This window comes from Pantoea sp. C2G6, assembly GCF_051336815.1.
In the GTDB taxonomy this organism is placed as follows: Bacteria; Pseudomonadota; Gammaproteobacteria; order Enterobacterales; family Enterobacteriaceae; genus Pantoea.
Window position 1 is genome coordinate 128,153 of record NZ_JBGMNJ010000007.1, and the last position, 24,268, is coordinate 152,420.

General features: G+C 56.8%; 18 protein-coding genes. 9 read left to right on the plus strand and 9 right to left on the minus strand.

All coding sequences use genetic code 11. From position 1 onward, the window contains the following. Positions 1–2 precede the first annotated feature (2 nt). A complete protein-coding gene (ampE, locus tag ACCW71_RS11670; protein WP_436371485.1) occupies positions 3–857 on the plus strand; it encodes a beta-lactamase regulator AmpE in 855 nt (284 codons plus the stop codon). Here ampE and ACCW71_RS11675 read toward each other — a convergent pair. The 3 genes from ACCW71_RS11675 to aroP form a co-directional block, all read right to left on the minus strand. Further along, on the minus strand, positions 839–1,798 hold the full coding sequence (locus ACCW71_RS11675; protein ID WP_436371487.1) for a glycoside hydrolase family 43 protein: 960 nt from the start codon (positions 1,796–1,798) through the stop codon (positions 839–841). The two genes, ampE and ACCW71_RS11675, sit on opposite strands and share 19 nt — an antisense overlap. Continuing rightward, positions 1,795–3,207: a glycoside-pentoside-hexuronide (GPH):cation symporter gene (locus ACCW71_RS11680; protein ID WP_436371489.1), complete on the minus strand. Its 1,413-nt coding sequence runs from the start codon at positions 3,205–3,207 to the stop codon at positions 1,795–1,797. The genes ACCW71_RS11675 and ACCW71_RS11680 overlap by 4 nt, the downstream gene beginning before the upstream one ends. Positions 3,208–3,395: 188 nt before the next feature. After that, positions 3,396–4,751, minus strand: coding sequence for an aromatic amino acid transporter AroP (gene aroP, locus ACCW71_RS11685; RefSeq protein WP_436371491.1), 1,356 nt, complete (start codon positions 4,749–4,751; stop codon positions 3,396–3,398). 515 nt (positions 4,752–5,266) lie between these two features. On the opposite strand from aroP, the gene pdhR reads away from it, so the two are divergent. The 4 genes from pdhR (at position 5,267) to lpdA (ending at position 12,304) form a co-directional block, all read left to right on the plus strand. After that, positions 5,267–6,031, plus strand: coding sequence for a pyruvate dehydrogenase complex transcriptional repressor PdhR (gene pdhR, locus ACCW71_RS11690; RefSeq protein ID WP_436371493.1), 765 nt, complete (start codon positions 5,267–5,269; stop codon positions 6,029–6,031). Positions 6,032–6,132: 101 nt separating this feature from the next. After that, positions 6,133–8,799, plus strand: a complete 2,667-nt coding sequence (gene aceE, locus ACCW71_RS11695; protein WP_436371495.1) for a pyruvate dehydrogenase (acetyl-transferring), homodimeric type — start codon at positions 6,133–6,135, stop codon at positions 8,797–8,799. Between the two features lie 14 nt (positions 8,800–8,813). Then, entirely contained in the window at positions 8,814–10,718 is a 1,905-nt protein-coding gene (gene aceF / locus ACCW71_RS11700; protein WP_436371497.1) for a pyruvate dehydrogenase complex dihydrolipoyllysine-residue acetyltransferase, read from the plus strand. Between the two features lie 161 nt (positions 10,719–10,879). Next, positions 10,880–12,304: a dihydrolipoyl dehydrogenase gene (gene lpdA / locus ACCW71_RS11705; RefSeq protein ID WP_436371499.1), complete on the plus strand. Its 1,425-nt coding sequence runs from the start codon at positions 10,880–10,882 to the stop codon at positions 12,302–12,304. Between the two features lie 315 nt (positions 12,305–12,619). Here the strand turns inward: lpdA and ACCW71_RS11710 are convergent, their stop codons facing one another. Next, positions 12,620–13,513, minus strand: coding sequence for a LysR family transcriptional regulator (locus tag ACCW71_RS11710; protein WP_436371501.1), 894 nt, complete (start codon positions 13,511–13,513; stop codon positions 12,620–12,622). Between the two features lie 105 nt (positions 13,514–13,618). On the opposite strand from ACCW71_RS11710, the gene ACCW71_RS11715 reads away from it, so the two are divergent. The 4 genes from ACCW71_RS11715 to yacL all read left to right on the plus strand — a co-directional run bounded on the left by ACCW71_RS11715 (position 13,619) and on the right by yacL (position 18,642). Continuing rightward, positions 13,619–14,128, plus strand: coding sequence for a phenolic acid decarboxylase (locus ACCW71_RS11715; RefSeq protein ID WP_436371503.1), 510 nt, complete (start codon positions 13,619–13,621; stop codon positions 14,126–14,128). A gap of 83 nt (positions 14,129–14,211) precedes the next feature. Next, positions 14,212–15,069, plus strand: a complete 858-nt coding sequence (locus tag ACCW71_RS11720; RefSeq protein ID WP_436371505.1) for an MBL fold metallo-hydrolase — start codon at positions 14,212–14,214, stop codon at positions 15,067–15,069. Between the two features lie 407 nt (positions 15,070–15,476). Further along, positions 15,477–18,074: a bifunctional aconitate hydratase 2/2-methylisocitrate dehydratase gene (gene acnB / locus ACCW71_RS11725; RefSeq protein WP_436371507.1), complete on the plus strand. Its 2,598-nt coding sequence runs from the start codon at positions 15,477–15,479 to the stop codon at positions 18,072–18,074. A gap of 187 nt (positions 18,075–18,261) precedes the next feature. Continuing rightward, positions 18,262–18,642, plus strand: coding sequence for a protein YacL (yacL, locus tag ACCW71_RS11730; protein WP_436371509.1), 381 nt, complete (start codon positions 18,262–18,264; stop codon positions 18,640–18,642). Positions 18,643–18,674: 32 nt separating this feature from the next. Here the strand turns inward: yacL and ACCW71_RS11735 are convergent, their stop codons facing one another. From ACCW71_RS11735 to ACCW71_RS11755, 5 genes are all read right to left on the minus strand, one after another. Further along, positions 18,675–19,358: an SDR family NAD(P)-dependent oxidoreductase gene (locus ACCW71_RS11735; protein ID WP_436371511.1), complete on the minus strand. Its 684-nt coding sequence runs from the start codon at positions 19,356–19,358 to the stop codon at positions 18,675–18,677. Then, positions 19,355–20,548 carry a sialidase family protein gene (locus ACCW71_RS11740; protein WP_436371513.1) on the minus strand — a complete coding sequence of 398 codons (1,194 nt, stop codon included), beginning with the start codon at positions 20,546–20,548 and terminating at the stop codon, positions 19,355–19,357. The genes ACCW71_RS11735 and ACCW71_RS11740 overlap by 4 nt, the downstream gene beginning before the upstream one ends. Positions 20,549–20,550: 2 nt before the next feature. Continuing rightward, the gene (locus ACCW71_RS11745; protein ID WP_436371515.1) at positions 20,551–21,966 is read right to left on the minus strand and encodes a sodium:solute symporter family protein; all 1,416 of its coding nucleotides are present in this window, start codon (positions 21,964–21,966) and stop codon (positions 20,551–20,553) included. 79 nt (positions 21,967–22,045) lie between these two features. Next, positions 22,046–22,930, minus strand: coding sequence for a dihydrodipicolinate synthase family protein (locus tag ACCW71_RS11750; protein WP_436371517.1), 885 nt, complete (start codon positions 22,928–22,930; stop codon positions 22,046–22,048). Next, positions 22,923–24,086: an iron-containing alcohol dehydrogenase gene (locus ACCW71_RS11755; RefSeq protein ID WP_436371519.1), complete on the minus strand. Its 1,164-nt coding sequence runs from the start codon at positions 24,084–24,086 to the stop codon at positions 22,923–22,925. Before ACCW71_RS11755 ends, ACCW71_RS11750 begins: the two co-directional genes overlap by 8 nt. Between the last annotated feature and the right edge of the window lie 182 nt (positions 24,087–24,268).

Genomic DNA, 24,268 nt, shown 5'->3' on the forward strand with positions numbered 1-24,268 from the left:
GTATGACGTTGTTTACCTTGTTACTGGTTTTAGGCTGGGAACGCCTGTTTAAACTGGGCGAGCACTGGCAGCTCGAACACCGGCTGGAGCCGATTTTTCGCCAGCGCCGGCACTTCTCCCTGGCGCGTACCCTGTTGATGACCCTGCTGGCGATGGCGCTGACCGCACTGGTGGTCTGGAGCCTGAAAGGGCTGCTGTTTGGCGTGCTGCAACTGCTGTTCTGGATTGTCGCCGGGCTGCTGTGCATCGGGGCCGGCTCAGTGCGGCAGCACTATCATGCCTACCTGAAAGCGGCCAGCCATGATGATGTGGCTGCACATCAGGCGATGGCGGCGGAGCTGACAATGATCCACGGGGTGCCGGTTGAGTGTTCTGAGCGCGAGTTTCTGCGCGAACTGCAAAATGCGCTGATCTGGATAAACTTCCGCTTCTATCTCGCCCCGATGTTCTGGCTGGTGGTGGGCGGCGCATGGGGACCGGTGCTGCTGGTGGGTTACGCTTTTCTGCGGGCCTGGCAAGGCTGGCTGGCAAAGCACGGTACGCCAGTGACGCGGGCGCAGTCGGGGGTGGATGGCCTGCTGCATATCCTCGACTGGATCCCGGTGCGGCTGGCGGGTGTGGCCTACGCTCTGCTGGGTCACGGTGAGAAAGCGCTACCCGCCTGGTTTGCCTCGCTGACCGACCGCCACCGTTCGCAATATCAGGTGCTGACCATGCTGGCGCAGTTTTCGCTGTCGCGCGATCCGCACACCGATAAAGTCGCAACGCCACGGATTGCCGTGGCGTTAGCGAAAAAGACCTCACTGGTGCTGGTGGTGGTGGTAGCGCTGCTGACGATTTACGGCACGCTGGTGTGATCGGCAGGCGGCACGCCAAAATCGGGCGTGCCATCTTCCCGCCAGTGAAAATATTTCAGCCGGGTATGGCGATTCGGGTCCCATAACGGATCGCCCTCAATTTCGGTGTAGTGACGCGCGTGGTAGACCAGCACGTCCCGTCCCGCCTCATCCTGAGTAAAGCTGTTGTGGCCCGGCCCGAACTGATGATTGTCCCAGCTGGAGGCAAATACCGGCCGGGCTGATTTCTGCCAGGCGGTCACATCAAGCGGATCGGCTTCCGCCGCAATCGACAGCAGGCCCAGACAGTAATTTTCATCGGTGGCGCTGGCAGAGTAGGTGACAAACAGCCGATCCCCGTGGCGGATCGCCGCTGGCCCTTCGTTTACGCTGAAGCCGGCACACTCCCACTCATATTCAGGGCGACTCAGCATTACCGGCGTGCCTTTCAGCGTCCAGGGATTCAGCAGCTCCGCCAGATAGAGATTGGAGTTACCGGGAATCGCCGGATCTTTCTGCGCCCAGAGATACCAGTTCCTGCCCTGATGGACGAAGTGGGTGGCATCCAGCGAGAAGCTGTCAAACTGGCTGAAGATCCGGCGGCACGGCTGCCACTCATCCGTCAGCGGATTTTCCGCATCGCACACCAGCGCATACATCCGGTGCTGAAACAGCCCCTCTTTGATGTCGCGGGTTGGCGCAGCCGCAAAGTAGATCACCCACTGTCCGTCGATGTAATGCAGCTCCGGTGCCCAGATCAGTTCGCTACAGGGACCACTCTCAGGCTTGCGCCAGACCACCACCGGTTCAGCCGTGCGCAGCCCCACCAGCGTGGTGGCGCGGCGGATCTCCAGCCGGTCATACTCCGGCACTGAGGCGATAAAATAGTAGTGCTGCTCATGGCGCAGAATAAAGGGGTCGGCGCGCTGTTCGATAAAAGGGTTAGGCCAGGTTGCGGTCATTTAACATCTCCGGTTTGCGTGGCAGCACGGTCGCGCAGGCGAACAGTCTGTAAGTCATGAAAGTTTTCGCGACGCAGCGCGAGATCCCGCTGAATGGTCAGCATCATTTTCCGGTCAACCTTCATCAGACGTACCACGCCAGCGGTAATCAGATAGCCCACGCCAGGGATCACGGTAAACAGCAGCATAATGCCGTTGATCGCCTCGGCGGACTGCTGTTTAGCGCCGGCGTTGTAGCCATAAATCGACAGCAGAAAGCCGACCATCGCACCCGCCACCGCCAGTCCGACCTTGAGAAAGAAGAGGTTGCCAGAGAAGCTGATGCCGGTGATGCGCTTGCCGGTTTTCCATTCACCGTAGTCATCCACGTCGGCCATCAGTGACCAGTGCAGCGGCGAGGGGATCTGATGCAGGATATTCAGCATAAAGTAGGCGACCACCACCAGTAGCGTGGCGTGCGGATCGATCCAGTAGAAGCCGCTGGAGAAGAGCGCCAGGACAATATTGGTCCAGAAAAAGACCTTTAGTTTGCACCAGCGGTCGGTCAGCAGTTTCGCCAGCGTACTGCCGACCATCATGCCAATCACCCCCAGGCTGATAAACAGGGTGGCGAAGTGGGTCGATTGCCCCATCACCCAGGTGACGTAATACATGGTGGCGGCCATACGGATGAAGCCGGGACAGACGTTACAGAAGGTCAGCAGCAGAATGCGCACCCACTGATCATTCTTCCAGACGTCGCGCAGATCTTTTTTCAGGTCATCATTGCTCGGCACGGCAGGGCGGATACGTTCACGCACCGTGGCAAAGCAGAACAGAAACATCGCCAGGCCAATGGTCGCCAGCACGGTCATCGCCATCTGATAGCCGCGCGCTTTATTTTCGCCACCAAACCACTCGGCCATCGGCAGCAGTGACAGTGAGAGGATCAGCGTGGCAATGCCGACCAGCACAAAGCGATAAGACTGACAGGAGACGCGCTCGCCGGGGTCGTTGGTGATCACCCCACCCAGTGAACAGTAAGGGATGTTTATCGCGGTGTAGGTCAGCGACATCAGGAAGTAGGTGACAAAGGCCCAGATCACCTTGTTGTGGTAACTCCAGTCTGGCGTGGTAAACATCAGTATGCTGAACAGCACATAGGGCACGGAAACCCACAGCAGCCAGGGGCGAAAACGGCCCCAGCGGCTCTGCGTGCGGTCGGCGATCGCCCCCATAATCGGATCGGTGACGGCGTCCAGTACCCTGACCGAGAGTAGCAGGGTACCTACCAGCGCCGGGGCCAGGCCGAAAACATCGGTATAGAAGTAATTGAGGAACAGCATGATGGCACCGCCAATCATGTTGCATCCGGCATCGCCCATGCCATAACCCAGTTTTTCCCGAAACGAGAGCGGGGTTCCTTTCATGGTTTTCTCCTGCACATTCGCGGTAAACAGGAATTATTGTCAGTAAATCAGCGGGATGCGCGGGAGGAATTCGTCATCAAGATGGACAAAACAGGTGGGCCGGGAGAAGTGTGAGCTGGATCGGGCCAGCGCGAGGGGAGAAGGTGAAGCAGGTTGCGTGCTGCGCAGGCGCAGCACGCAACCAGGGATCAGGCTTTCTGCGTCTGGTTCTTAATAAAGTAACCGATCGCCAGAATCACCAGCCAGACCGGGATCAGCCAGACTGAGATAGCCATACCCGGTGTGGTCGCCATCAGCACCAGGATTGCCGCCAGGAAGATCAGGCAGATCCAGTTACCCACCGGATAGAACAGCGCTTTAAAGCGGGTGGTCACGCCTTGCTGATCCTTCTTACGACGGAACTTCAGGTGTGCCAGGCTGATCATCGCCCAGTTGATCACCAGCGCCGAGACCACCAGTGACATCAGCAGGCCAAACGCTTCGCCAGGCATCAGGTAGTTGATCAGCACGCAGAGCGCGGTGGCGACAGCTGAGACCAGAATGGTTAACACCGGGACGCCGCGACGATCGACTTTCAGCAGCGATTTCGGCGCGTTGCCCTGCTGTGCCAGACCAAACAGCATGCGGCTGTTGCAGTAAACGCAGCTGTTATAGACCGACAGAGCCGCCGTCAGGATCACCACGTTCAGCGCATTCGCCACCATCGCATCGCCCAGCTCGTGGAAGATAAAGACAAACGGGCTGACGTCTGAGGTGACGCGGGTCCACGGCATCAGGGAGAGCAGCACCGCCAGCGAACCGATGTAGAAGATCAGGATGCGCCACAGCACCTGATTGGTTGCTTTAGGAATGCTGATTTCCGGGTTATCCGCTTCGGCGGCGGTGATACCCACCAGCTCCAGACCGCCAAACGAGAACATGATAATCGCCATGACCATCACCAGCCCGCCAAGGCCGTGCGGGAAAAAGCCGCCCTGTTCCCACAGGTTGCGCACGGTGGCCTGCGGGCCGCCGTGACCGCTGAACAGCAGCCAGCCACCGAACAGGATCATGCCAATGACCGCAATCACTTTGATGATGGCGAACCAGAACTCCATCTCACCAAACACTTTCACGTTGGTCAGGTTGATGGCGTTGATCATCACGAAGAAGATGGCGGCGGAAGCCCAGGTGGGGAAGTCCGGCCACCAGAACTGCACATATTTACCGACCGCGGTCAGCTCTGCCATCGCCACCAGCACATAGAGCACCCAGTAGTTCCAGCCCGAAGCGAAGCCAGCAAAGTTGCCCCAGTATTTATAGGCGAAGTGACTGAAGCTGCCGGCTACCGGCTCTTCCACCACCATCTCACCCAGCTGGCGCATAATTAAAAAGGCAATAAAACCGGCGATGGCATAACCCAGAATAACGGCCGGTCCGGCGGATTCGATAACCGATGCGCTGCCCAGAAACAGGCCGGTTCCCACTGCTCCACCCAGCGCGATGAGCTGAATATGGCGGTTCTTCAGACCACGTTTCAGCGCGTCGCCTTGCTGTTGTTCCATACAAACCTCGTGATGTTTTTATTCTTCGTTCGCAGCGCAGTTCGCTGTCAGGAAGTGATTACAATAACGTATTGATTACTTTACGGTATCTGGCCTGCTGTGTGCGGACATAAGCTACCCTGGCGACAAGAATAGTGATAAGCGAATCGCTTTGCACCTGGTTTCGCTTTTAGTGCTAAGGAATGACTGAAAAAACGCCGTACCGGTCACGTCAGGCCAGAGAAATTTCTGCCATGAAATCGGGCCAATGACGAATAGCTTTCACTTATGTTTGCCGCCGCGCTTACGCGCTAACCGGGTGTAAGGTTTGGTAAAAGTCAGCTGAAACCGCGTTTCAGGTAACAGGTTTTTTTCATTTTTATGACCGTAAGTTAGCGCTGGTACTGGCTTTAGTGACATGTGAATGTCACCGCCGCCATATAGACACAAGGTGAATACTTTGTTACTTTACCGGCACCTCTTTGCAATTGGTATTACCAATTTACTTCGGACGACTGGCTTAATAAGAAGGGACGATGGCTTACAGTAAGATTCGCCAACCCAAGCTCTCCGACGCTATCGAGCAACAACTCGAATCGCTGATTATGGAAGGGACACTACGGCCGGGAGAGAAGCTGCTGCCTGAGCGCGAACTCGCCAAACAATTCGATGTCTCACGTCCATCTCTCCGCGAAGCGATCCAGCGGCTGGAAGCCAAAGGATTATTGCTACGCCGTCAGGGTGGCGGAACCTTCGTGCAGGAGCATCTCTGGCAAAGCCTCAGCGATCCGCTCGTTGAACTTCTCGCCGACCATCCTGAATCACAGTTTGATCTGCTGGAAACACGCCATGCCTTAGAGGGCATCGCTGCCTACTACGCGGCACTGCGCGGCACAGAAGAAGATTTGCAGCGCATTCGTGACTGCCATCTGCACATCCAGCAGGCGCAGGACAGCGGCGATTTAGACGCCGAAGCCGATGCCGTGATGCAGTATCAGATCGCGGTCACAGAAGCGGCCCATAATGTGGTGCTTTTGCATTTGCTACGCTCAATGGGCCCTATGCTGGAACGAAACGTTCGACAGAATTTTGAATTGCTCTACTTGCGCCGGGAAATGCTGGCAAAAGTGAGCGGTCACCGCGCCAGAATCTTTGAGGCGATTGTGGCTCGTGAGCCGGAAAAAGCGCGCGAGGCTTCACACCGTCACCTGGCGTTCATTGAGGAAATCTTGCTGGACAGAAGTCGGGAGCAGAGCCGTCGAGAACGCTCCCTGCGTCGTTTACAGCAACGTAAGGAATGATGTGCGACAAAGATCGTACTGACATCAGACGAGCCTGCCTGCTTGTGCATCAACAGGCTCCCGATTATTCAACGTATTAGACACAGATAAGGAATACACCCATGTCAGAACGTTTACACAATGACGTGGATCCGATTGAAACTCGTGACTGGCTACAGGCGATCGAATCGGTCATCCGTGAAGAAGGTGTTGAACGTGCGCAGTATCTGATTGATCAGGTGCTGAGTGCAGCCCGCAAAGGCGGCGTAAACGTGGCTGCAGGATCGTCTGCAATCAGTAACTACATCAACTCTATTGCCGTTGAAGATGAACCGGACTATCCGGGCAATACCTCACTTGAACGTCGTATTCGCTCCGCGATCCGCTGGAACGCCATCATGTCGGTGCTGCGTGCATCGAAGAAAGATCTGGAGCTTGGCGGCCACATGTCTTCCTTCCAGTCCTCTGCCACCATTTATGAAGTGTGCTTTAACCACTTCTTCCGGGCGCGCAGTGAGAAAGATGGCGGCGATCTGGTCTATTTCCAGGGTCATATTTCACCCGGCATCTATGCCCGTGCGTTCCTTGAAGGTCGCCTGACCGAAGAGCAGATGAACAACTTCCGTCAGGAAGTGGACGGCAAAGGCCTCTCTTCTTATCCGCACCCGAAACTGATGCCCGAATTCTGGCAGTTCCCGACCGTCTCTATGGGTCTGGGTCCATTGTCAGCGATCTACCAGGCGAAGTTCCTGAAATATCTGGAACACCGTGGCCTGAAAGATACCTCCGCGCAGACCGTTTACGCCTTCCTCGGTGATGGCGAGATGGATGAGCCGGAATCCAAAGGCGCGATCACCATCGCGACCCGTGAAAAACTGGATAACCTGGTCTTCATCATCAACTGTAACCTGCAACGTCTGGATGGCCCGGTCACCGGTAACGGCAAGATCATCAACGAGCTGGAAGGCATCTTTGCCGGTGCTGGCTGGGAAGTGATCAAGGTCATCTGGGGCGGTCGCTGGGATGAGCTGCTGCGTAAAGATACCAGCGGCAAGCTGATCCAGCTGATGAACGAAACGGTAGACGGCGATTACCAGACCTTCAAATCGCGCGATGGTGCCTATGTGCGCGAGCACTTCTTTGGTAAATACCCGGAAACCGCCGCGCTGGTTAAAGATATGTCCGATGATGAAATCTGGGCATTGAACCGTGGCGGCCACGATCCGAAGAAAATCTACGCGGCGCTGAAAAAAGCGCAGGATACCAAAGGCAAGCCGGTGCTGATCCTGGCGCATACCATTAAAGGTTATGGTATGGGCGACACCGCGGAAGGCAAAAACATTGCCCACCAGGTGAAGAAGATGAACATGGATGGCGTGCGCTATATCCGTGATCGCTTCAACGTGCCGGTCGCCGATGACAAAATCGAATCACTGCCGTACGTGACCTTCGAAAAAGGCTCTGAAGAGTACAACTATCTGCATGGCCAGCGTGAGAAGCTGGGCGGCTACCTGCCGACCCGCCAGCCGAAGTTTACCGAGAAGCTGGAAATGCCCGCGCTGGAAGAGTTCGGTGCGCTGCTGGAAGAGCAGAACAAAGAGATCTCCACCACCATCGCCTTTGTGCGTGCCCTGAACGTGATGCTGAAGAACAAGTCGATCAAAGATCGTCTGGTTCCAATCCTCGCCGATGAAGCGCGTACCTTTGGTATGGAAGGTCTGTTCCGTCAGATCGGTATCTACAGCCCGAACGGTCAGCAGTACACCCCGCAGGACCGCGAGCAGGTTGCTTACTACAAAGAAGATGAGAAAGGTCAGATTCTGCAGGAAGGGATCAACGAGCTGGGCGCAGGTTCTTCCTGGCTGGCGGCGGCGACCTCTTACAGCACCAACAACCTGCCGATGATCCCGTTCTACATCTATTACTCGATGTTCGGCTTCCAGCGTATCGGCGATCTGATGTGGCTGGCGGGCGACCAGCAGGCGCGCGGCTTCCTGGTCGGCGGTACCTCGGGTCGTACCACGCTGAACGGCGAAGGTTTGCAGCATGAAGATGGTCACAGCCACATTCAGTCGCTGACTATCCCGAACTGTATCTCTTACGATCCTTCTTACGCCTATGAAGTGGCAGTCATCATGCATGACGGTCTGGTGCGTATGTATGGCGAAGCGCAGGAGAACGTTTACTACTACATCACCACGCTGAACGAAAACTACCACATGCCAGCGATGCCGCAGGGTGCGGAAGAGGGTATCCGTAAGGGTATCTACAAGCTGGAAACCGTGGACGGCAGCAAAGGCAAAGTTCAGCTGCTGGGTTCAGGCTCTATCCTGCGTCACGTACGTGAAGCGGCACAGATCCTGGCGAAAGATTACGGTATCGGCTCTGATGTCTACAGCGTTACCTCGTTCACCGAACTGGCGCGCGATGGCCAGGATTGTGAGCGCTGGAACATGCTGCATCCGACCGAAGAACCGCGCGTGCCTTACATCGCTCAGGTGATGAACGACGCGCCGGCTGTCGCCTCGACCGACTACATGAAGCTGTTCGCTGAGCAGGTTCGTAGCTACGTGCCAGCCAGCGACTATCGCGTGCTGGGTACCGATGGCTTTGGTCGCTCTGACAGCCGCGAAAATCTGCGTCATCACTTCGAAGTGGACGCATCTTATGTGGTGGTTGCCGCACTGGGTGAGCTGGCTAAACGTGGCGAGATTGAGAAGAAAGTGGTGGCTGACGCGATCACCAAATTCAGCATCGACGCCGATAAAGTTAACCCGCGTCTGGCTTAAGAGGTAAGAGAGTAATGGCTATCGAAATTAAGGTACCGGATATCGGGTCTGACGAAGTTGAAGTCACCGAGATTCTGGTGAAAGTTGGCGACAAGGTGGAAGCCGAGCAGTCGCTGATCACCGTGGAAGGCGACAAAGCCTCAATGGAAGTGCCTTCACCGCAGGCAGGCGTGGTCAAAGAGATCAAAATCGCCACCGGTGACAAAGTTGAGACCGGTTCGCTGATCATGGTGTTTGACGCAGAAGGTGCCGCCGAAACGGCACCAGCGCCAGCCGAAGAGAAAAAAGCGGACGCGGCCCCTGCGCCAGCCGCCGCTGCGGCCACCGCCAGCAAAGAAGTGGCTGTACCGGATATTGGCGGTGACGAAGTGGAAGTCACTGAGATTCTGGTGAAAGTCGGCGACAAAGTGGAAGCCGAACAGTCACTGATCGTGGTGGAAGGCGATAAAGCTTCAATGGAAGTACCGGCACCGTTCGCAGGTGTGGTCAAAGAGATCACCATCGCCACCGGCGACAAAGTCAGCACCGGTTCAGCCATCATGGTGTTTGAAGCGGAAGGTGCCGCACCGGCCTCTGATGCGAAGCCAGAAGTGAAAGAAGAAGCGGCCACGGCTCCGGCTGCGGCAGCGGGCGCAAAAGAGGTTAACGTCCCGGACATCGGCGGTGATGAAGTTGAAGTTACCGAGATTCTGGTGAAGGTGGGCGACAAAGTTGACGCTGAACAGTCCCTGATCGTGGTCGAAGGTGACAAAGCCTCAATGGAAGTGCCTGCGCCATTTGCGGGCACCGTCAAAGAGCTGAAAGTCGCGACCGGCGATAAAGTCAGCACCGGCTCACTGATCATGGTGTTTGAAGTCGAAGGTGCCGCTCCGGCCGCGCCTGCGGCGGCAAAACAGGAAGCGACACCGGCGCCAGCGGCGAAGTCTGACGCTAAACCGGCAGCGGCTCCGGCGGCAGCGAAAGCAGAGAGCAAAGGTGAGTTCGCCGAGAACGATGCTTACGTTCACGCTACCCCGGTGATCCGTCGCCTGGCGCGCGAGTTCGGTGTGAACCTGGCGAAAGTCAAAGGCACCGGCCGTAAAGGTCGCATTCTGAAAGAAGACGTGCAGACTTACGTCAAAGAGGCGGTGAAACGCGCTGAAGCGGCACCGGCTGCGGCAAGCGGTGGTGGTCTGCCTGGCATGCTGCCGTGGCCGAAAGTAGATTTCAGCAAGTTTGGCGAAATCGAAGAAGTCGAACTGGGTCGCATCCAGAAAATTTCTGGCGCGAACCTGAGCCGTAACTGGGTGATGATCCCGCACGTTACCCATTTCGACAAAACCGATATTACCGATCTGGAAGCGTTCCGTAAGCAGCAGAATGCGGAAGCTGAGAAGCGTAAGCTGGATGTGAAGTACACCCCGGTGGTGTTCATCATGAAAGCGGTCGCCGCGGCGCTTGAGCAGATGCCACGCTTCAACAGCTCGCTCTCTGAAGATGCGCAGAAGCTGACGCTGAAGAAATATATCAACATCGGTGTGGCGGTTGATACGCCAAATGGCCTGGTGGTTCCGGTCTTTAAAGACGTGAACAAGAAGGGCATCACCGAGCTGTCGCGTGAACTGATGGCGATTTCGAAGAAAGCGCGTGACGGTAAACTGACCGCGGGCGACATGCAGGGCGGCTGTTTCACCATCTCCAGCCTGGGCGGCCTGGGAACCACTCACTTCGCGCCGATCGTTAACGCGCCGGAAGTGGCTATCCTGGGTGTTTCTAAGTCGGCGATGGAGCCGGTGTGGAACGGTAAAGAGTTTACTCCGCGTCTGATGATGCCGATTTCTCTCTCCTTCGACCACCGCGTGATCGACGGTGCTGATGGTGCGCGATTCATCACCATCATTGGCAATATGCTGTCCGACATACGTCGTTTAGTTATGTAAATGTGAAGAAAGGCCGGCGAATGCCGGCCTTCCTGTCACGATTCGTCGCGCCGTGGTTGGCAGTTTGTTAACAATTCTGTAAACTCTTGCGGTGAAAGTCCCGGTGGAACAAGGGCATTATCAGAACGTCTGACCCGCCGGATATCAAATAAGAGGTCATGATGAGTACAGAGATTAAAACCCAGGTCGTGGTACTTGGGGCAGGTCCTGCAGGTTACTCTGCAGCCTTCCGTTGTGCGGATTTAGGTCTGGAAACCGTACTGGTAGAGCGTTACAGCACCCTCGGCGGTGTCTGTCTGAACGTCGGTTGTATCCCCTCTAAAGCGCTGCTGCACGTTGCCAAAGTGATTGAAGAGGCGAAAGCCCTTGAAGAGCACGGCATTGTGTTCGGTCAGCCCTCTACCGATATTAACAAGATCCGTAGCTGGAAAGAGAAAGTGATTAACCAGTTGACCGGCGGCCTGTCAGGAATGGCAAAAGGTCGTAAAGTCAAAGTGGTTAACGGCCTCGGCAAATTCACCGGTGCCAATACGCTGGTGGTTGAAGGAGAGGGCGGCGCGACCACCATCAACTTCGACAACGCCATCATCGCTGCGGGTTCACGTCCTATCGAACTGCCATTTATTCCTCATGAAGATCCTCGCGTCTGGGATTCAACCGATGCGCTGGAACTGAAAGAAGTACCGAAGCGCATGCTGGTTATGGGCGGCGGCATCATCGGTCTGGAAATGGCGACCGTTTATCATGCGCTGGGTTCAGAGATCGATGTGGTCGAGATGTTCGACCAGGTGATCCCGGCAGCTGATAAAGATGTGGTGAAAGTCTTCACCAAGAAGATCAGCAAGAAATTCAACCTGATGCTGGAAACCAAAGTGACCGCCGTTGAAGCGAAAGACGATGGCGTTTACGTTTCCATGGAAGGTAAAAAAGCGCCTGGCGAAGCGCAGCGTTACGACGCGGTGCTGGTGGCCATCGGCCGTGTACCAAACGGTAAAGGTCTGGATGCCGGCAAAGCGGGCGTGGAAGTGGACGATCGCGGTTTCATCCGCGTCGACAAGCAGATGCGTACCAACGTGCCGCACATCTATGCGATCGGCGACATCGTGGGTCAGCCAATGCTGGCGCACAAAGGCGTGCATGAAGGCCACGTAGCGGCAGAGGTGATCTCGGGTCTGAAGCACTACTTCGATCCAAAAGTGATCCCATCTATCGCCTATACCGAGCCAGAAGTTGCCTGGGTCGGCCTGACCGAGAAAGAAGCGAAAGAGAAAGGCATCAGCTACGAGACCTCCACCTTCCCGTGGGCAGCCTCAGGCCGTGCTATCGCTTCTGACTGTGCAGACGGCATGACCAAGCTGATTTTCGACAAAGAGACGCACCGGGTGATCGGTGGCGCGATTGTCGGCACCAACGGCGGCGAGCTGCTGGGCGAAATCGGTCTGGCGATCGAGATGGGTTGTGACGCGGAAGATATTGCGCTGACCATCCATGCTCACCCGACGCTGCATGAGTCAGTGGGTCTGGCGGCAGAAATCTTCGAAGGCAGCATCACCGATCTGCCTAACGCCAAAGCGAAGAAGAAATAAGTTTCTGTTGCTGTGAAAGAGAAAGCTCCCGTTACGGGGGCTTTTTTTTCGCCTGAATTCTGTACGGGATATTAAGTGTTCATCTGGGTTAAGTCAGGGTGTAAAATCTGGTGGAATTTTCTGCGGTGAAAAAGTTCAGAGGAATCAGGTGGATGGATTTAGAGTGTTCCCCGCGCGAGCGGGGATAAACCGTCGGGTTCATTATGTATCTCTTGGGTACATTGGTGTTCCCCGCGCGAGCGGGGATAAACCGCGGGCGTCATAGCTGACGACAGCCTGATTGATATGTCTCTCCCGAACCAACCCCCTAGCACCTTACCGCATCCCCTGCGCCACCCGCTCAATAAACAGCTGCGCCAGCGCGGCAATCGCGCTGTTGCCGGGTAATCTCTCCTCATTAATACACAGCACCAGCGTGCTGCTGCGTCGCCGTCCCTGGAGCAGCGGCAGCGGACGCAGTTCACCGCTCTCTAAGAGCGGCTGGATATTGGTTTCGGGCAGCCAGCCATAACCTAACTGATGCTGAACCGCCTCAATCGCCGCTGACAGCGTCGTGAATGACCAGTTTTCCGCCTGATCGCCATTAACCTCAGACTGCTGCTGTTGCTGGCGATCAAGAATGGTAATGCAGGGCCAGCGCGCCAGCGTCGCCGCGCTGAGCGGGGCGGGTTCACGGTGTAGCGGATGATCGCGATGGGCGACAGCCACGAAATCGACGCTCATCAGGCTTTCGCCCGCCAGGGTGTCATCCCCGTACTGGGCCACCAGCCAGAGATCGGCCTGCTGTTCCGCCAGCCTGTGCGGCGTTTCGCTGCGGACAATTTCACTGAACCAGATCCGAACATGTGGATAGCGCTGCTGAAAAGTGTGCAGCACATCAAACAGCAGCGGTTTAGGCAGGGTCGCATCCACCATCAGATCGATGCGGGAGCGTTCGCCGCGCCGCAGCGCGTTAGCCTGCGCTTCAAGCGCGCTAAAACCTTCCAGCAGCGGACGAGCCTGAGCCAGCAGTTGATGTCCCTCCGCGCTCAGCACGGCACGACGTCCCTCCTGCTGCAACAGCGTCACGCCCAGCCGCTGTTGCAGCAGGCCAAGCTGATAGCTGAGTGAAGACTGGCTGCGATTGTTCTTCTCCGCCGCCAGCGCAAAGCTCCCCTCATTCACCACTGAGTCGAGTAAAAACCACTGCTCCAATGTTGTCTTATACATAACCACTCATCTAAAAATTGAATCATTCATCGCTAAAATTAGCGTTATTCATCGCTTTTGTAACGCGCAATAATGGCTTCAACAAAAACGAATGAGGAAATAACGATGAGCACTTTCGACAAACACAATCTTTCTGGTCTGGTCGGCAAACATCTGGTTTACACCTATGACAACGGCTGGAACTACGAGCTTTACATCAAAAACAGTGACACCGTTGATTACCGTATTCACAGCGGTATGGTTGGTAATCGCTGGGTTAAAAACCAGCATGCTTACATTGTCCGGCTGGCAGAGGATGTCTACAAAGTCTCCTGGACCGAGCCTACCGGCACGGATGTCAGCCTGGCGGTGAACATGGCCGATAAAATCTTCCACGGCACCATCTTCTTCCCGCGCTGGGTAATGAATAATCCCGAAAAAACCGTCTGCTTCCAGAACGATCATCTGGCGGAGATGGAAAGCTATCGCGAAGCGGGTCCGGCTTATCCCACTGAAATCATTGATGAGTTCGCAACCCTGACCTTTATCCGCGACGCGGGTCAGAATAACGACAGCGTGATCGATTGCCCGGCCAGTGAACTGCCAGCCAACTTTCCTGCCAATCTGAAAAACTAAAGTGGATCAGAAGAGGTCATGACGACCTCTTCTGTATCATTCCCTCTGACGCATTGCTCTGCCTTCAGGTGTGAGGACGAAAAATGGACTTATCGACAAAAGTTTTTATCAGCAGTGATTTACATGACGGCTTCGGGGTCAGCTCCACGCTTATAATGGGTGAGAAAGAGGCGTTGTTGGTGGACGCCCAGTTTACGCTGGCCAACGCGCATCGCTTAGTGGCTGACATTATTGAAACCGGCCTCGACCTGAAGCGCATTTTTATTACCCATCTGCATCCCGATCATTTTCTCGGCCTGGAAGTGATTAAATCGGTCTTTCCCGAGGCGGAAATCCTTTCTTACAAGCAGGTCGCCGAAGATGTGAATGATGCCTTTGACTTCAAAGTGGATTACTGGGGCAAGCAGGTATTAAAAGAGAACGGCGCGCGCACTACCTTTCCGATTACCGAACTGGAAGAGGATACGATCTACCTTGAAGGGCAGCCGATCAAAATTCTGGGGATGCTCAGCGGTGACTGTATCCGCGTGACTCCGCTCTGGATCCCCTCAACAAAAACGCTGATCGCTTCCGATATAGTGTTTGCCGACGCCCACGTCTGGATCGCCGATATGCGCACGCCGGAACGCATGGCAAAGTGGATGGAGAGCCTGGACAGACTCGAAGCGCTGGAACCGAAAGTGCTGGTTCCCGGTCACTCAAACACCACCCCAACGCTGAGCCCTTCGGCGATTGGCTTCACCCGAACCTACATTCAGGATTTCATCAAAACGCTGCACAAGGTGAATAACAGCGCCGAACTGGTGGAGGAGATGGAGCGAATCTATCCCAATCTGCCCGTGAAGATCTGCCTCGACTACAGCGCCCGGATCTTAAAAGATCATTATGTCTGGCCCGGTGACTGGCCTGAATCGCTGCGGGCGATGAAAACCACCCTGTAATGTTGCAGTAAGCGGCGACCCATCAGGCCGGCCACTGGCCTGATGGGAATAACAGTGCCTCAGCCCGTCATTCACTTTCCATTCCTGCCAGTTATCTATCCTGCTGAATCACTTTGCGATAAACGCTGTAATCTGAGGTAATCGCGCGTGTTTTTCTGCGACTTGCGGTACTCTGAGTACGGACCCTTTCAGTTAACCCACCGGGCTTACACGCTGAGATCAGACGGCAGAAGAGGCGATGTCGATAATGTTGTATTTTTGTAAACAGATTAACAAACGCACGAAATCCTGCTATTCTGCCCTCCGCGAAACCGGGCACCTCAACCTGGACAAGAAAGGGAAGGTTGTTCTCCATAAGTGAGCAAGGTGGTCGGAAAGCCCTACATAATGAGAGCGAGGATAACGTCGTGCTAGAAGAATACCGTAAGCACGTTGCCGAGCGTGCTGCCCAGGGAATTGTACCTAAGCCTTTAGAGGCTTCCCAGATGGCCGCGCTGGTTGAACTGCTAAAAAATCCACCTGCGGGTGAAGAAGAATTTCTGACCGATCTGTTGGTCAACCGAGTCCCACCTGGCGTCGATGAAGCGGCGTATGTCAAAGCCGGTTTCCTGGCGGCAGTCGCCAAAGGCGAAGCAACCTCTCCTCTGATCTCTCCTGAAAAAGCGGTTGAACTGCTTGGCACCATGCAGGGCGGTTACAATATTCATCCGCTGATTGAGGCGCTGGACGACAGCAAACTGGCCCCCATCGCGGCGAAAGCGCTCTCTCACACCTTGCTGATGTTCGACAACTTCTATGATGTCGAAGAGAAAGCGAAAGCGGGCAATGAGTACGCGAAGCAGGTGATGCAATCCTGGGCGGATGCGGAGTGGTATCTGTCACGTCCTGAACTGGCTGAGAAGATCACCGTCACCGTGTTCAAAGTCACTGGCGAAACCAACACCGACGACCTCTCTCCGGCCCCGGATGCCTGGTCACGTCCTGACATCCCACTGCACGCCCTGGCGATGCTGAAAAATGCCCGTGAAGGTATTGAGCCAGACGAAGCCGGCAATATCGGCCCGATCAAACAAATTGAAGCGCTGAAGACCAAAGGCTTCCCGCTGGCTTACGTCGGTGACGTGGTCGGAACCGGTTCTTCACGTAAATCCGCCACCAACTCGGTGCTGTGGTTTATGGGCGACGACATCCCGAACGTGCCGAATAAAAAAGGCGGCGGCGTGGTGCTGGGCAGCAAAATTGCGCCAATCTTCTTCAACACCATGGAAGATGCGGGCGCACTGCCGATTGAAGTGGACGTCAACAACCTGAACATGGGCGATGTCATCGACATCTATCCATTTAAAGGCGAAGTGCGTAACCACGAAACCAATGAGCTGCTGGCCAGCTTCGCACTTAAAACCGATGTGCTGATTGACGAAGTACGCGCCGGTGGCCGTATTCCGCTGATCATCGGTCGCGGTCTGACCACCAAAGCGCGCGAGTCGCTGGGTCTGCCGCACAGCACCGTCTTCCGTCAGGCGAAAGATGTGGCCGAGAGCAGCCGTGGCTTCTCGCTGGCGCAGAAAATGGTTGGTCGCGCCTGCGGCGTAACCGGCGTGCGTCCGGGTGCCTATTGTGAACCGAAGATGACCTCGGTTGGCTCGCAGGATACCACCGGCCCGATGACCCGTGATGAGCTGAAAGATCTGGCTTGCCTGGGCTTCTCAACCGATCTGGTGATGCAGTCCTTCTGCCACACCGCGGCCTATCCTAAGCCGGTGGATGTGAACACGCACCATACGCTGCCAGACTTCATCATGAACCGTGGCGGCGTCTCGCTGCGTCCGGGTGACGGCATTATCCACAGCTGGCTGAACCGTATGCTGCTGCCGGATACCGTGGGCACCGGCGGTGACTCGCACACCCGTTTCCCGATCGGCATCTCTTTCCCGGCGGGTTCAGGCCTGGTGGCGTTTGCCGCCGCGACCGGCGTCATGCCGCTCGACATGCCGGAATCGGTGCTGGTGCGCTTCAAAGGTAAGATGGAACCGGGCATTACCCTGCGCGATCTGGTTCACGCCATTCCGCTCTATGCCATCAAACAGGGTCTGCTGACCGTTGAGAAGAAAGGTAAGAAAAACATCTTCTCTGGCCGCATCCTGGAGATTGAAGGTCTGCCGGATCTGAAAGTCGAGCAGGCGTTTGAGCTGTCCGATGCGTCAGCTGAACGTTCCGCGGCGGGCTGTACCATCAAGCTGGATAAAGCGCCGATCATTGAATACCTCAACTCCAACATCGTGCTGCTGAAGTGGATGATCTCCGAAGGTTACGGCGATCGTCGTACGCTGGAGCGTCGCATTGAAGGTATGGAGAAGTGGCTGGCCGATCCTCAGCTGCTGGAAGCGGACGCCGATGCGGAATATGCCGCGGTGATCGAGATCGATCTGGCTGACATCAAAGAGCCGATCCTCTGTGCGCCAAACGACCCGGACGACGCGCGTCTGCTCTCTGACGTGCAGGGCGAGAAGATCGATGAGGTGTTCATCGGTTCGTGCATGACCAACATTGGTCACTTCCGTGCCGCCGGTAAACTGCTGGACAGCCACAAAGGCCAGCTGCCGACCCGTCTGTGGGTGGCGCCGCCAACCAAGATGGATGCGGCACAGCTGACCGAAGAGGGCTACTACAGCGTGTTCGGTAAGAGCGGTGCGCGTATCGAAATCCCAGGCTGTTCACTCTGCATGGGTAACCAGGCGCGCGTGGCGGACGGTTCGACGGTGGTGTCTACCTCGACCCGTAACTTCCCGAACCGTCTGGGAACCGGTGCGAACGTCTACCTGGCGTCCGCCGAGCTGGCCGCGGTGGCCTCGCTGTTGGGCCGTCTGCCTACCCCGGATGAGTATCAGCAATTTATGGCGCAGGTTGATAAAACCGCCAGCGACACCTATCGCTATCTCAACTTCGACCAGCTGACGCAGTACACCGAGAAAGCTGACGGCGTGATTTTCCAGACCGCGGTCTGATTTTTACCCGGTAGCGACAGAAGGGGCGATGATTCGCCCCTTTTTTACGCCTCAGCCTTGAGTACCGGAACGATCAAACGCTGGATTTCCCGGCGCAGCCTGTAATAATGCGCGGCTTGTCACACTTTACCGTGAGAGCAGCACTGACACTCACAAGGTGACGCGACGATGTTGAGAGGAGCGGGCGATGGAATATGAATTTTTACGCGATGTGACCGGACAGATCAGGGTTCGTATGTCGATGGATCATGAAGCGGTCGGCCACTGGTTTAATGAAGAGGTCAGCAACGATCCGGGCTTGCTGGATGAAGTGGAAGCCGCCATCGAAGATGTGAAAGGCAGCGTGCGGCAATGGCAGCGCGTCGGCAGTGAATACACCATCCTGCTGGATGAGGAAGAGGTGATGATCCGCGCTAACCTGCTGGCGCTGGAAGATGACGGCATGGAAGAGGGGATGAACTACTACGACGAAGAGAGCCTCTCGTTCTGCGGCATTGAAGATTTTCTGCTGGTGATCGCCGCTTATCGCCAGTTTGTGAACCAGTACGGCAAGCCCGTCAGAGAGTAAAACCGGGCGACCCGTGTCGCCCGGTCAGGTGATTAACTCAGCGACGCGCCTCCACACATCACCAGTTGCTGACCCGTGATCGCCGCTGCCGCAGGCGACAGCAGGAAATCGACCAGCCCGGCCACTTCCTGCGGCTGAATATAGCGGCCTATCGGCGGCAGTCGTGGCGGTGAGCTGGCCCGACCTGGCTGTTGCAGCATCGGCGTTTCGGTGGCACCGGGTGCCACAATATTGGCGGTAATGCCGCGCGGTGCCAGTTCCGCCGCCCAGCTGCGCACCATACCGATCATCGCCGATTTGGTCGCCACATACTGGCTGCGACCCGCCGCACCGCCTGAAGTACGGCTTCCCAGCAGCACAATTCTGCCACCCGCCCCCATCCGGGGCGCAAAATGATTCGCCAGCTGCTCAGCGGCGGCAATATGCAGCTGCCACAGGCGTGCGCTGGCGTGCAGATCCAGTTCCCCCAGCGGAGCGGCCTGCATCATACCGGCTGCATGGACCACCGCCTGCGGCACCGGCAGCGTCACAAGTAAAGCCTGCAATGCGGCGCTGTCGCTGATGTCGATCTGATGGCTCTGCCAGCCTGGCTCAGTCCGAGCTATCGCCGAGCGGCTCAGGCCAATGACCTGCCAGCCTGCGCCCAGTAAGCGATCAGCAATCGCCTGGCCGATGCCGGAGCTGGCGCCGGTTACCAGCGCCATCCGATCCATCATGCGTCACCTCCTGCGACCCAGGACTCCTCCACCCGGACATATTTGATCGCCTGGCGATACCAGGTGTAGGCAATATGCAGCTCGCCATGAATGCCCTGTTTGATGCTGGGATAGGAGAACTCACGGTTCAGTTTCTGCTGTGAGTTGTTGGTCATACAGTAGCCATCGCCCTCATCCAGATTGCGCTGGAGCGGCCAGCTTTTGCCACCATCCATTGAGATGGCCAGCGTCATAGGGGCACGCGGCGCGCCCCAGAAGGCGGTGCGACCGCTCTGCACCAGGGGTTCAGCAGCTACGGCAACCTCTCCCTCCTCATCATCTTCAATTTCGTCATAGAGCGACAGGCGACGTTCGCTGGCTCCTTCGGCGCTCATGTTATTGAACACCAGCGCCAGATGGCCATTGCGCAGGGTGGTGACCTGAATCGAAGAATTATTGTTCGGCAGCGACAGCGGCTGTGGCGCGCTCCAGCTTTCACCCTGATCAAACGAACGGCTCTGGTAAATATGGTCGGCCCAGCGGCTGCGGTAGAGCGCCAGCAGTGAACCATCCTCCAGCAGGGTAACGTTCATATGGACGCAGCCGGTGCTGTCAGGCACGCTGACGTCGCGCCAGCTCTGCCCTTTATCTTCAGAGATTTTCACCGCGCTGATGTCATAGCTGCCGACCCACTTCTCGCCGGGCCGGGTCAGGCAGTAAAAGACCGGCAGCAGCCAGTTGCCGTTGGGCAGCACCACAATCGGCTGGCGGATAAAGGTGCCGGGTTTATCCAGCAGGGTTTTAATTTCGCCCCAGCTGTGGCCCAGATCGTCCGACTGGCGATAACGCACAATGGCGGTATCCTGGTTGCCCGACTTCTGCGCGGTCCAGAGCAGCCACAGTTTCTGATCGGGATCGAGGAACAGCACCGGGTTCTGTTCGGATCGGCCCGGATCTTCTGAGAGCTGTTGCGCGTCACTCCAGCGATCGCCGCCGCTGACCAGTCGGGAACACCAGACGGAAATATCCGCAATCCCTTCCTGGGTTCCGCCAAACCAGACGCACAGCAGGTCGCCATTCGGCAGCGGCAGCAGATTAGCCGCATGGTTCTGCGGGCAGGAGGAGGGCAGCATTGCGACCTGCTGCGCGCTGTCCTGCGGGTGTGGCGCAAGCTGGCCGGTGCGTTCTGCGGTGGCACTTTCCTGAGACATGTTTAGGCTCCACTCTTTTGTACATTGCGTTGCGGGTTGGACTGAGACTGACGTGACGGGATACAGCGGTCAATCACCATAATGATCGCCGGGGTCGCCAGGGCCACATACATATTATCGATACCAAACGGGTTACCCATCAGGAACCAGACCGAAGTGACCAGGCAGGCCCCAATCAGCCCGGCGTTAGCGCCGCGCGTGCTCTTAAACCACGGCAGATAGAACGCCATGATCGCCACCACGGTAATCGACAGGCGAATCGCACGGGTGAAGAAGGAGAGCTTCAGCACTTCCGGGAAGAAGAGCACGAACAGCAGCGGGAAAAAGCCGATGGCAATCGAGATCCATCGCGTCATCCTGAATTCACGCTCCGGCGTCGGGTTGCGATAGGGCACGTAAAAATCTTTCACCACCAGCGAGGCGATCGCCAGGGCCACCGTCCCGACGCTGACAAAGATCGAGGCGACCAGCGAGGTGGTGACTATGCCCGCCAGCCAGGGGGACATATCCTGCAAAAACACCGGCAGTGCATAGAGGCTCTTGATGTCGGGATGGGCAAACTTCGCCGCCACGCCAATCAGCGCCATCGCCAGGCCGATAGGCAGGCAGAAGAAGAAAGCGACCCAGGTGGCGCGCTTCGCTGATTTCACATCTTTGGTGGAGGAGATCGCCTGGATAACAAACTGGGTACAGAAGATCGAACCGATGGTCCCAATCAGCCAGGCGACAATGGTGCTGGCCCCGATATGACCATCCCAGGTCCAGTAGAAGGCAGGCATTTTCTCCATCATCGGCGCCACGCCACCGGTCATCTTCAGCGCCACAAAGAGGATGATGAGGATTCCGGCATACTTCAGTGCGCTGTGCAGCAGCGTGACCCAGGCCACGCCTTTCATACCGCCAAACGCAAAGTAGAAGGTACTGACCACCGCGGTGATAAACGCCGCCTGGGTCAGGTCGATTTTCAGCACGGTGGAGATGGCTGCCGCGCCGCTGATGTAGTTACCGACGTTCACCAGCAGCAGCGCATAGATCATGATCAGCGAGATAATGTTTTTGGTCGAGTTGCCATATTTCTCAGCGATCGCGCCAGAAATGGTGATTTTCCCGGTGTTATAGATGCGTTTGACCAGGATCAGGCCAAACAGCGGGAAGCCAATCGCCGCGCCGATCACCGACCAGGACGCGGCAAAGCCATCCTCAAACGCCGCCTGGGCGGTGCCGATGGTCGATTTCGCGCCGATATATTCAGACATCAGCATAATGCCGACGATAAAAGCAGGCATGGCGCGCGAGCCTTCCATAAAGTCGCCGCTGGTTTTACTGCGCAGCCGCCAGGTCAGCCAGGTGGTGAACAGGATATAGGCGACCACCATGCCGACGATCAGTAAGGTGCTCTCAGTTGAAAATGATTTCATCATGACCTCGATTGTGCTGGCAGATGGCGACCGTCAGGTTCTTTCTCATCTGACCAATAGGGGACAAAGGCAATGGACGTTAAGATAAACAGCGGTTCAGGATTTGGCGGATCTGCTGCTGCTCGTCGGCGCTGAACCGCACCGCGTAGCGGCTTTCGCCGACCGCAAAGCCCTGGAGCCTGACCGCTGTTTTCACGGCGGCAGGCGAGAAGCCGATGCTGTAGAGCGCGCTGCGCAGCCCGGTCACGCTCTCCTGCGCCTCGCGTGAACCGGCAATATCTCCGGCGTTAAAGCGGGCCCAGATCGCGTTGATCGCCTCGGGCGCCACGTTGGCCAGCCCGGAAATGGCGGCGGAGCAGCCATCGACAAATCCCTGATGGATCAGCGAGTCGGGACCGTTCAGCACATCAAAGCCGTCGCAGTCGGCGGTGGCTTGCAGGAATCCACTCAGGCTTTCATAGCTGCCCGCTGAATCTTTGATGCCAATGATGTTCGGGTGCGCCGCCAGCGTGCGCACGGTTTCCGGCTGGAGCGTATTGCCGGTGCGCGCCGGGATGTTATAGAGGAACAGCGGCACGCTAAGGGCATCGGCCACGCGCTGATAGTGGTCGATCAGCTCCTGCTGCTTCAGTGGCACAAACCAGGGCGTAATGGCGGAGACGGCATCGACGCCGAGGCGGGCGATCTGCTGGCCGAGCCGCAGGGTTTCGCGGGTCGAGATCTCGCCAATGTGCGCCACTACCGGCGCTCTGCCGTTGACCTCCTCGACGCAGGTGGCTGTTACCGCGATCTTCTCCTGCTCGTTCAGCACGAAAAACTCTCCGTTGGTGCCACCGCAAAAAATGCCGTTACCGGCGTCGATCTGCCGTCTCACCTGCTCACGCTGCGCCACCGGATTAAAGGCACCTTCCTGATCAAAGGTGGTGACGATGGCGGTCAGTACGCCGCTTATCTTGTTATGCATAACTTTTCTCCGCCTGGCAGGAGGGAAACAGCGTCAGATAGATCGCGCGAACATCGTCGGCGGTGACGGCCATCGGCACGTTTTTCATCAGCCGCTGAACGTCGAGCGCCGCTTCCACTAACCAGGGCAGGTGATCCGGGCTGATGCCCAGTGCTTCCAGACTGGCTGGCAGTTGCAGACGCGCCACCAGCGCGGTGAAGTAATCGACCAGCGCGTGGGATTTCTGCTCGTCGCTTAAGCGGGCGTCGGCTTTCGGCAGCAGATCGTACGCCTGGGCGAATTTGCTCACCGCCGCCGGACGGACGAAGCGCATACAGGGGGCGAGCAGGATGGCGTTGGCGACGCCGTGCGGCAGATGATATCTGCCGCCGAGCGGGTAGGACATGGCGTGCACCAGATGCGTACCGGCATGGGCAATCGACGCGCCGCCGTAATAGGAGGCCCACAGCATCTCCAGCCGCGCCAGCAGGTTATCCGGTTCACGCAGCGTTGTTTCGAGGTGAGCGAACAGCTTCTTCATGCCGGTCAGCGCATAGTTGTCGCTGACCGGATTGGCGACGCTGGCGGTGAAGCATTCAATCAGGTGGCAGAGCGCGTCAATACCGGTTGAAGAGGCGATATGAGCCGGCATGCTGGTGGTCAGTTCCGGCACCAGCGCCACCACGTCGGGCAGCATCACCGGTGAGATGATGCCGACTTTGGTCTCTTTCTCCGGGATCGCCAGAATCGCGTTAGGCGTTGCTTCGGATCCGGTGCCGGCGGTGGTGGGGATCAGTATTGAGCGGGTGCGGTGCCGCGGCTTCTCGCCCGCCAGCAGCGCTTCCAGCGACGGCGCGGTGTCAGCGCACAGCACCGAGAGCAGTTTGGCTACATCCAGCACGCTGCCGCCGCCGATGCCAATCACCATATCGACCTGACGCTGTGGCAGCGCCGTGACAATCGCCGCCACATCATGCTGCCGTGGCTCGGGCGGCACGCTGTTTACCACGCTGAGCTGCGGGATCAGCGTGTGAAGCTGCTTTATCAGCGCCTGCACCGCCGGAATGGCTTCAATGTTCTTATCCGTTACCACTAACGCTGTCGATATTCCATTCAGCAGATAGCGCATGTCGTTTAGCGCCTGATAGCCGCTGATCACCGTGCTATTGATATTCATCTGTTGCCCTTATTGCTGTCATTGCTGAGCGAATGATTAATTTTGCTCAATTGAAGGCAGGGTTAATCACTCTCTGTGGCTAATTTTATAGGACATATCGATTTCGATTAATTTGATCTTGCTCACATATAATCAATCATGATTGAATATAATCAATTGCAGAGGCAACAGCCAGACAGGAG

What these genes read in the sequence shown, in the direction of transcription:
- yacL (WP_436371509.1), top strand. Translation starts at nt 18,262, where the DNA reads ATGGAATATGAATTTTTACGCGATGTGACCGGACAGATCAGGGTTCGT.
- ampE (WP_436371485.1), top strand. Translation starts at nt 3, where the DNA reads ATGACGTTGTTTACCTTGTTACTGGTTTTAGGCTGGGAACGCCTGTTT.
- ACCW71_RS11710 (WP_436371501.1), bottom strand. Translation starts at nt 13,513, where the DNA reads ATGTATAAGACAACATTGGAGCAGTGGTTTTTACTCGACTCAGTGGTG.
- ACCW71_RS11750 (WP_436371517.1), bottom strand. Translation starts at nt 22,930, where the DNA reads ATGCATAACAAGATAAGCGGCGTACTGACCGCCATCGTCACCACCTTT.
- ACCW71_RS11675 (WP_436371487.1), bottom strand. Translation starts at nt 1,798, where the DNA reads ATGACCGCAACCTGGCCTAACCCTTTTATCGAACAGCGCGCCGACCCC.
- aceF (WP_436371497.1), top strand. Translation starts at nt 8,814, where the DNA reads ATGGCTATCGAAATTAAGGTACCGGATATCGGGTCTGACGAAGTTGAA.
- ACCW71_RS11740 (WP_436371513.1), bottom strand. Translation starts at nt 20,548, where the DNA reads ATGTCTCAGGAAAGTGCCACCGCAGAACGCACCGGCCAGCTTGCGCCA.
- ACCW71_RS11735 (WP_436371511.1), bottom strand. Translation starts at nt 19,358, where the DNA reads ATGATGGATCGGATGGCGCTGGTAACCGGCGCCAGCTCCGGCATCGGC.
- ACCW71_RS11745 (WP_436371515.1), bottom strand. Translation starts at nt 21,966, where the DNA reads ATGAAATCATTTTCAACTGAGAGCACCTTACTGATCGTCGGCATGGTG.
- ACCW71_RS11720 (WP_436371505.1), top strand. Translation starts at nt 14,212, where the DNA reads ATGGACTTATCGACAAAAGTTTTTATCAGCAGTGATTTACATGACGGC.
- lpdA (WP_436371499.1), top strand. Translation starts at nt 10,880, where the DNA reads ATGAGTACAGAGATTAAAACCCAGGTCGTGGTACTTGGGGCAGGTCCT.
- pdhR (WP_436371493.1), top strand. Translation starts at nt 5,267, where the DNA reads ATGGCTTACAGTAAGATTCGCCAACCCAAGCTCTCCGACGCTATCGAG.
- ACCW71_RS11680 (WP_436371489.1), bottom strand. Translation starts at nt 3,207, where the DNA reads ATGAAAGGAACCCCGCTCTCGTTTCGGGAAAAACTGGGTTATGGCATG.
- ACCW71_RS11715 (WP_436371503.1), top strand. Translation starts at nt 13,619, where the DNA reads ATGAGCACTTTCGACAAACACAATCTTTCTGGTCTGGTCGGCAAACAT.
- aroP (WP_436371491.1), bottom strand. Translation starts at nt 4,751, where the DNA reads ATGGAACAACAGCAAGGCGACGCGCTGAAACGTGGTCTGAAGAACCGC.
- ACCW71_RS11755 (WP_436371519.1), bottom strand. Translation starts at nt 24,086, where the DNA reads ATGAATATCAATAGCACGGTGATCAGCGGCTATCAGGCGCTAAACGAC.
- aceE (WP_436371495.1), top strand. Translation starts at nt 6,133, where the DNA reads ATGTCAGAACGTTTACACAATGACGTGGATCCGATTGAAACTCGTGAC.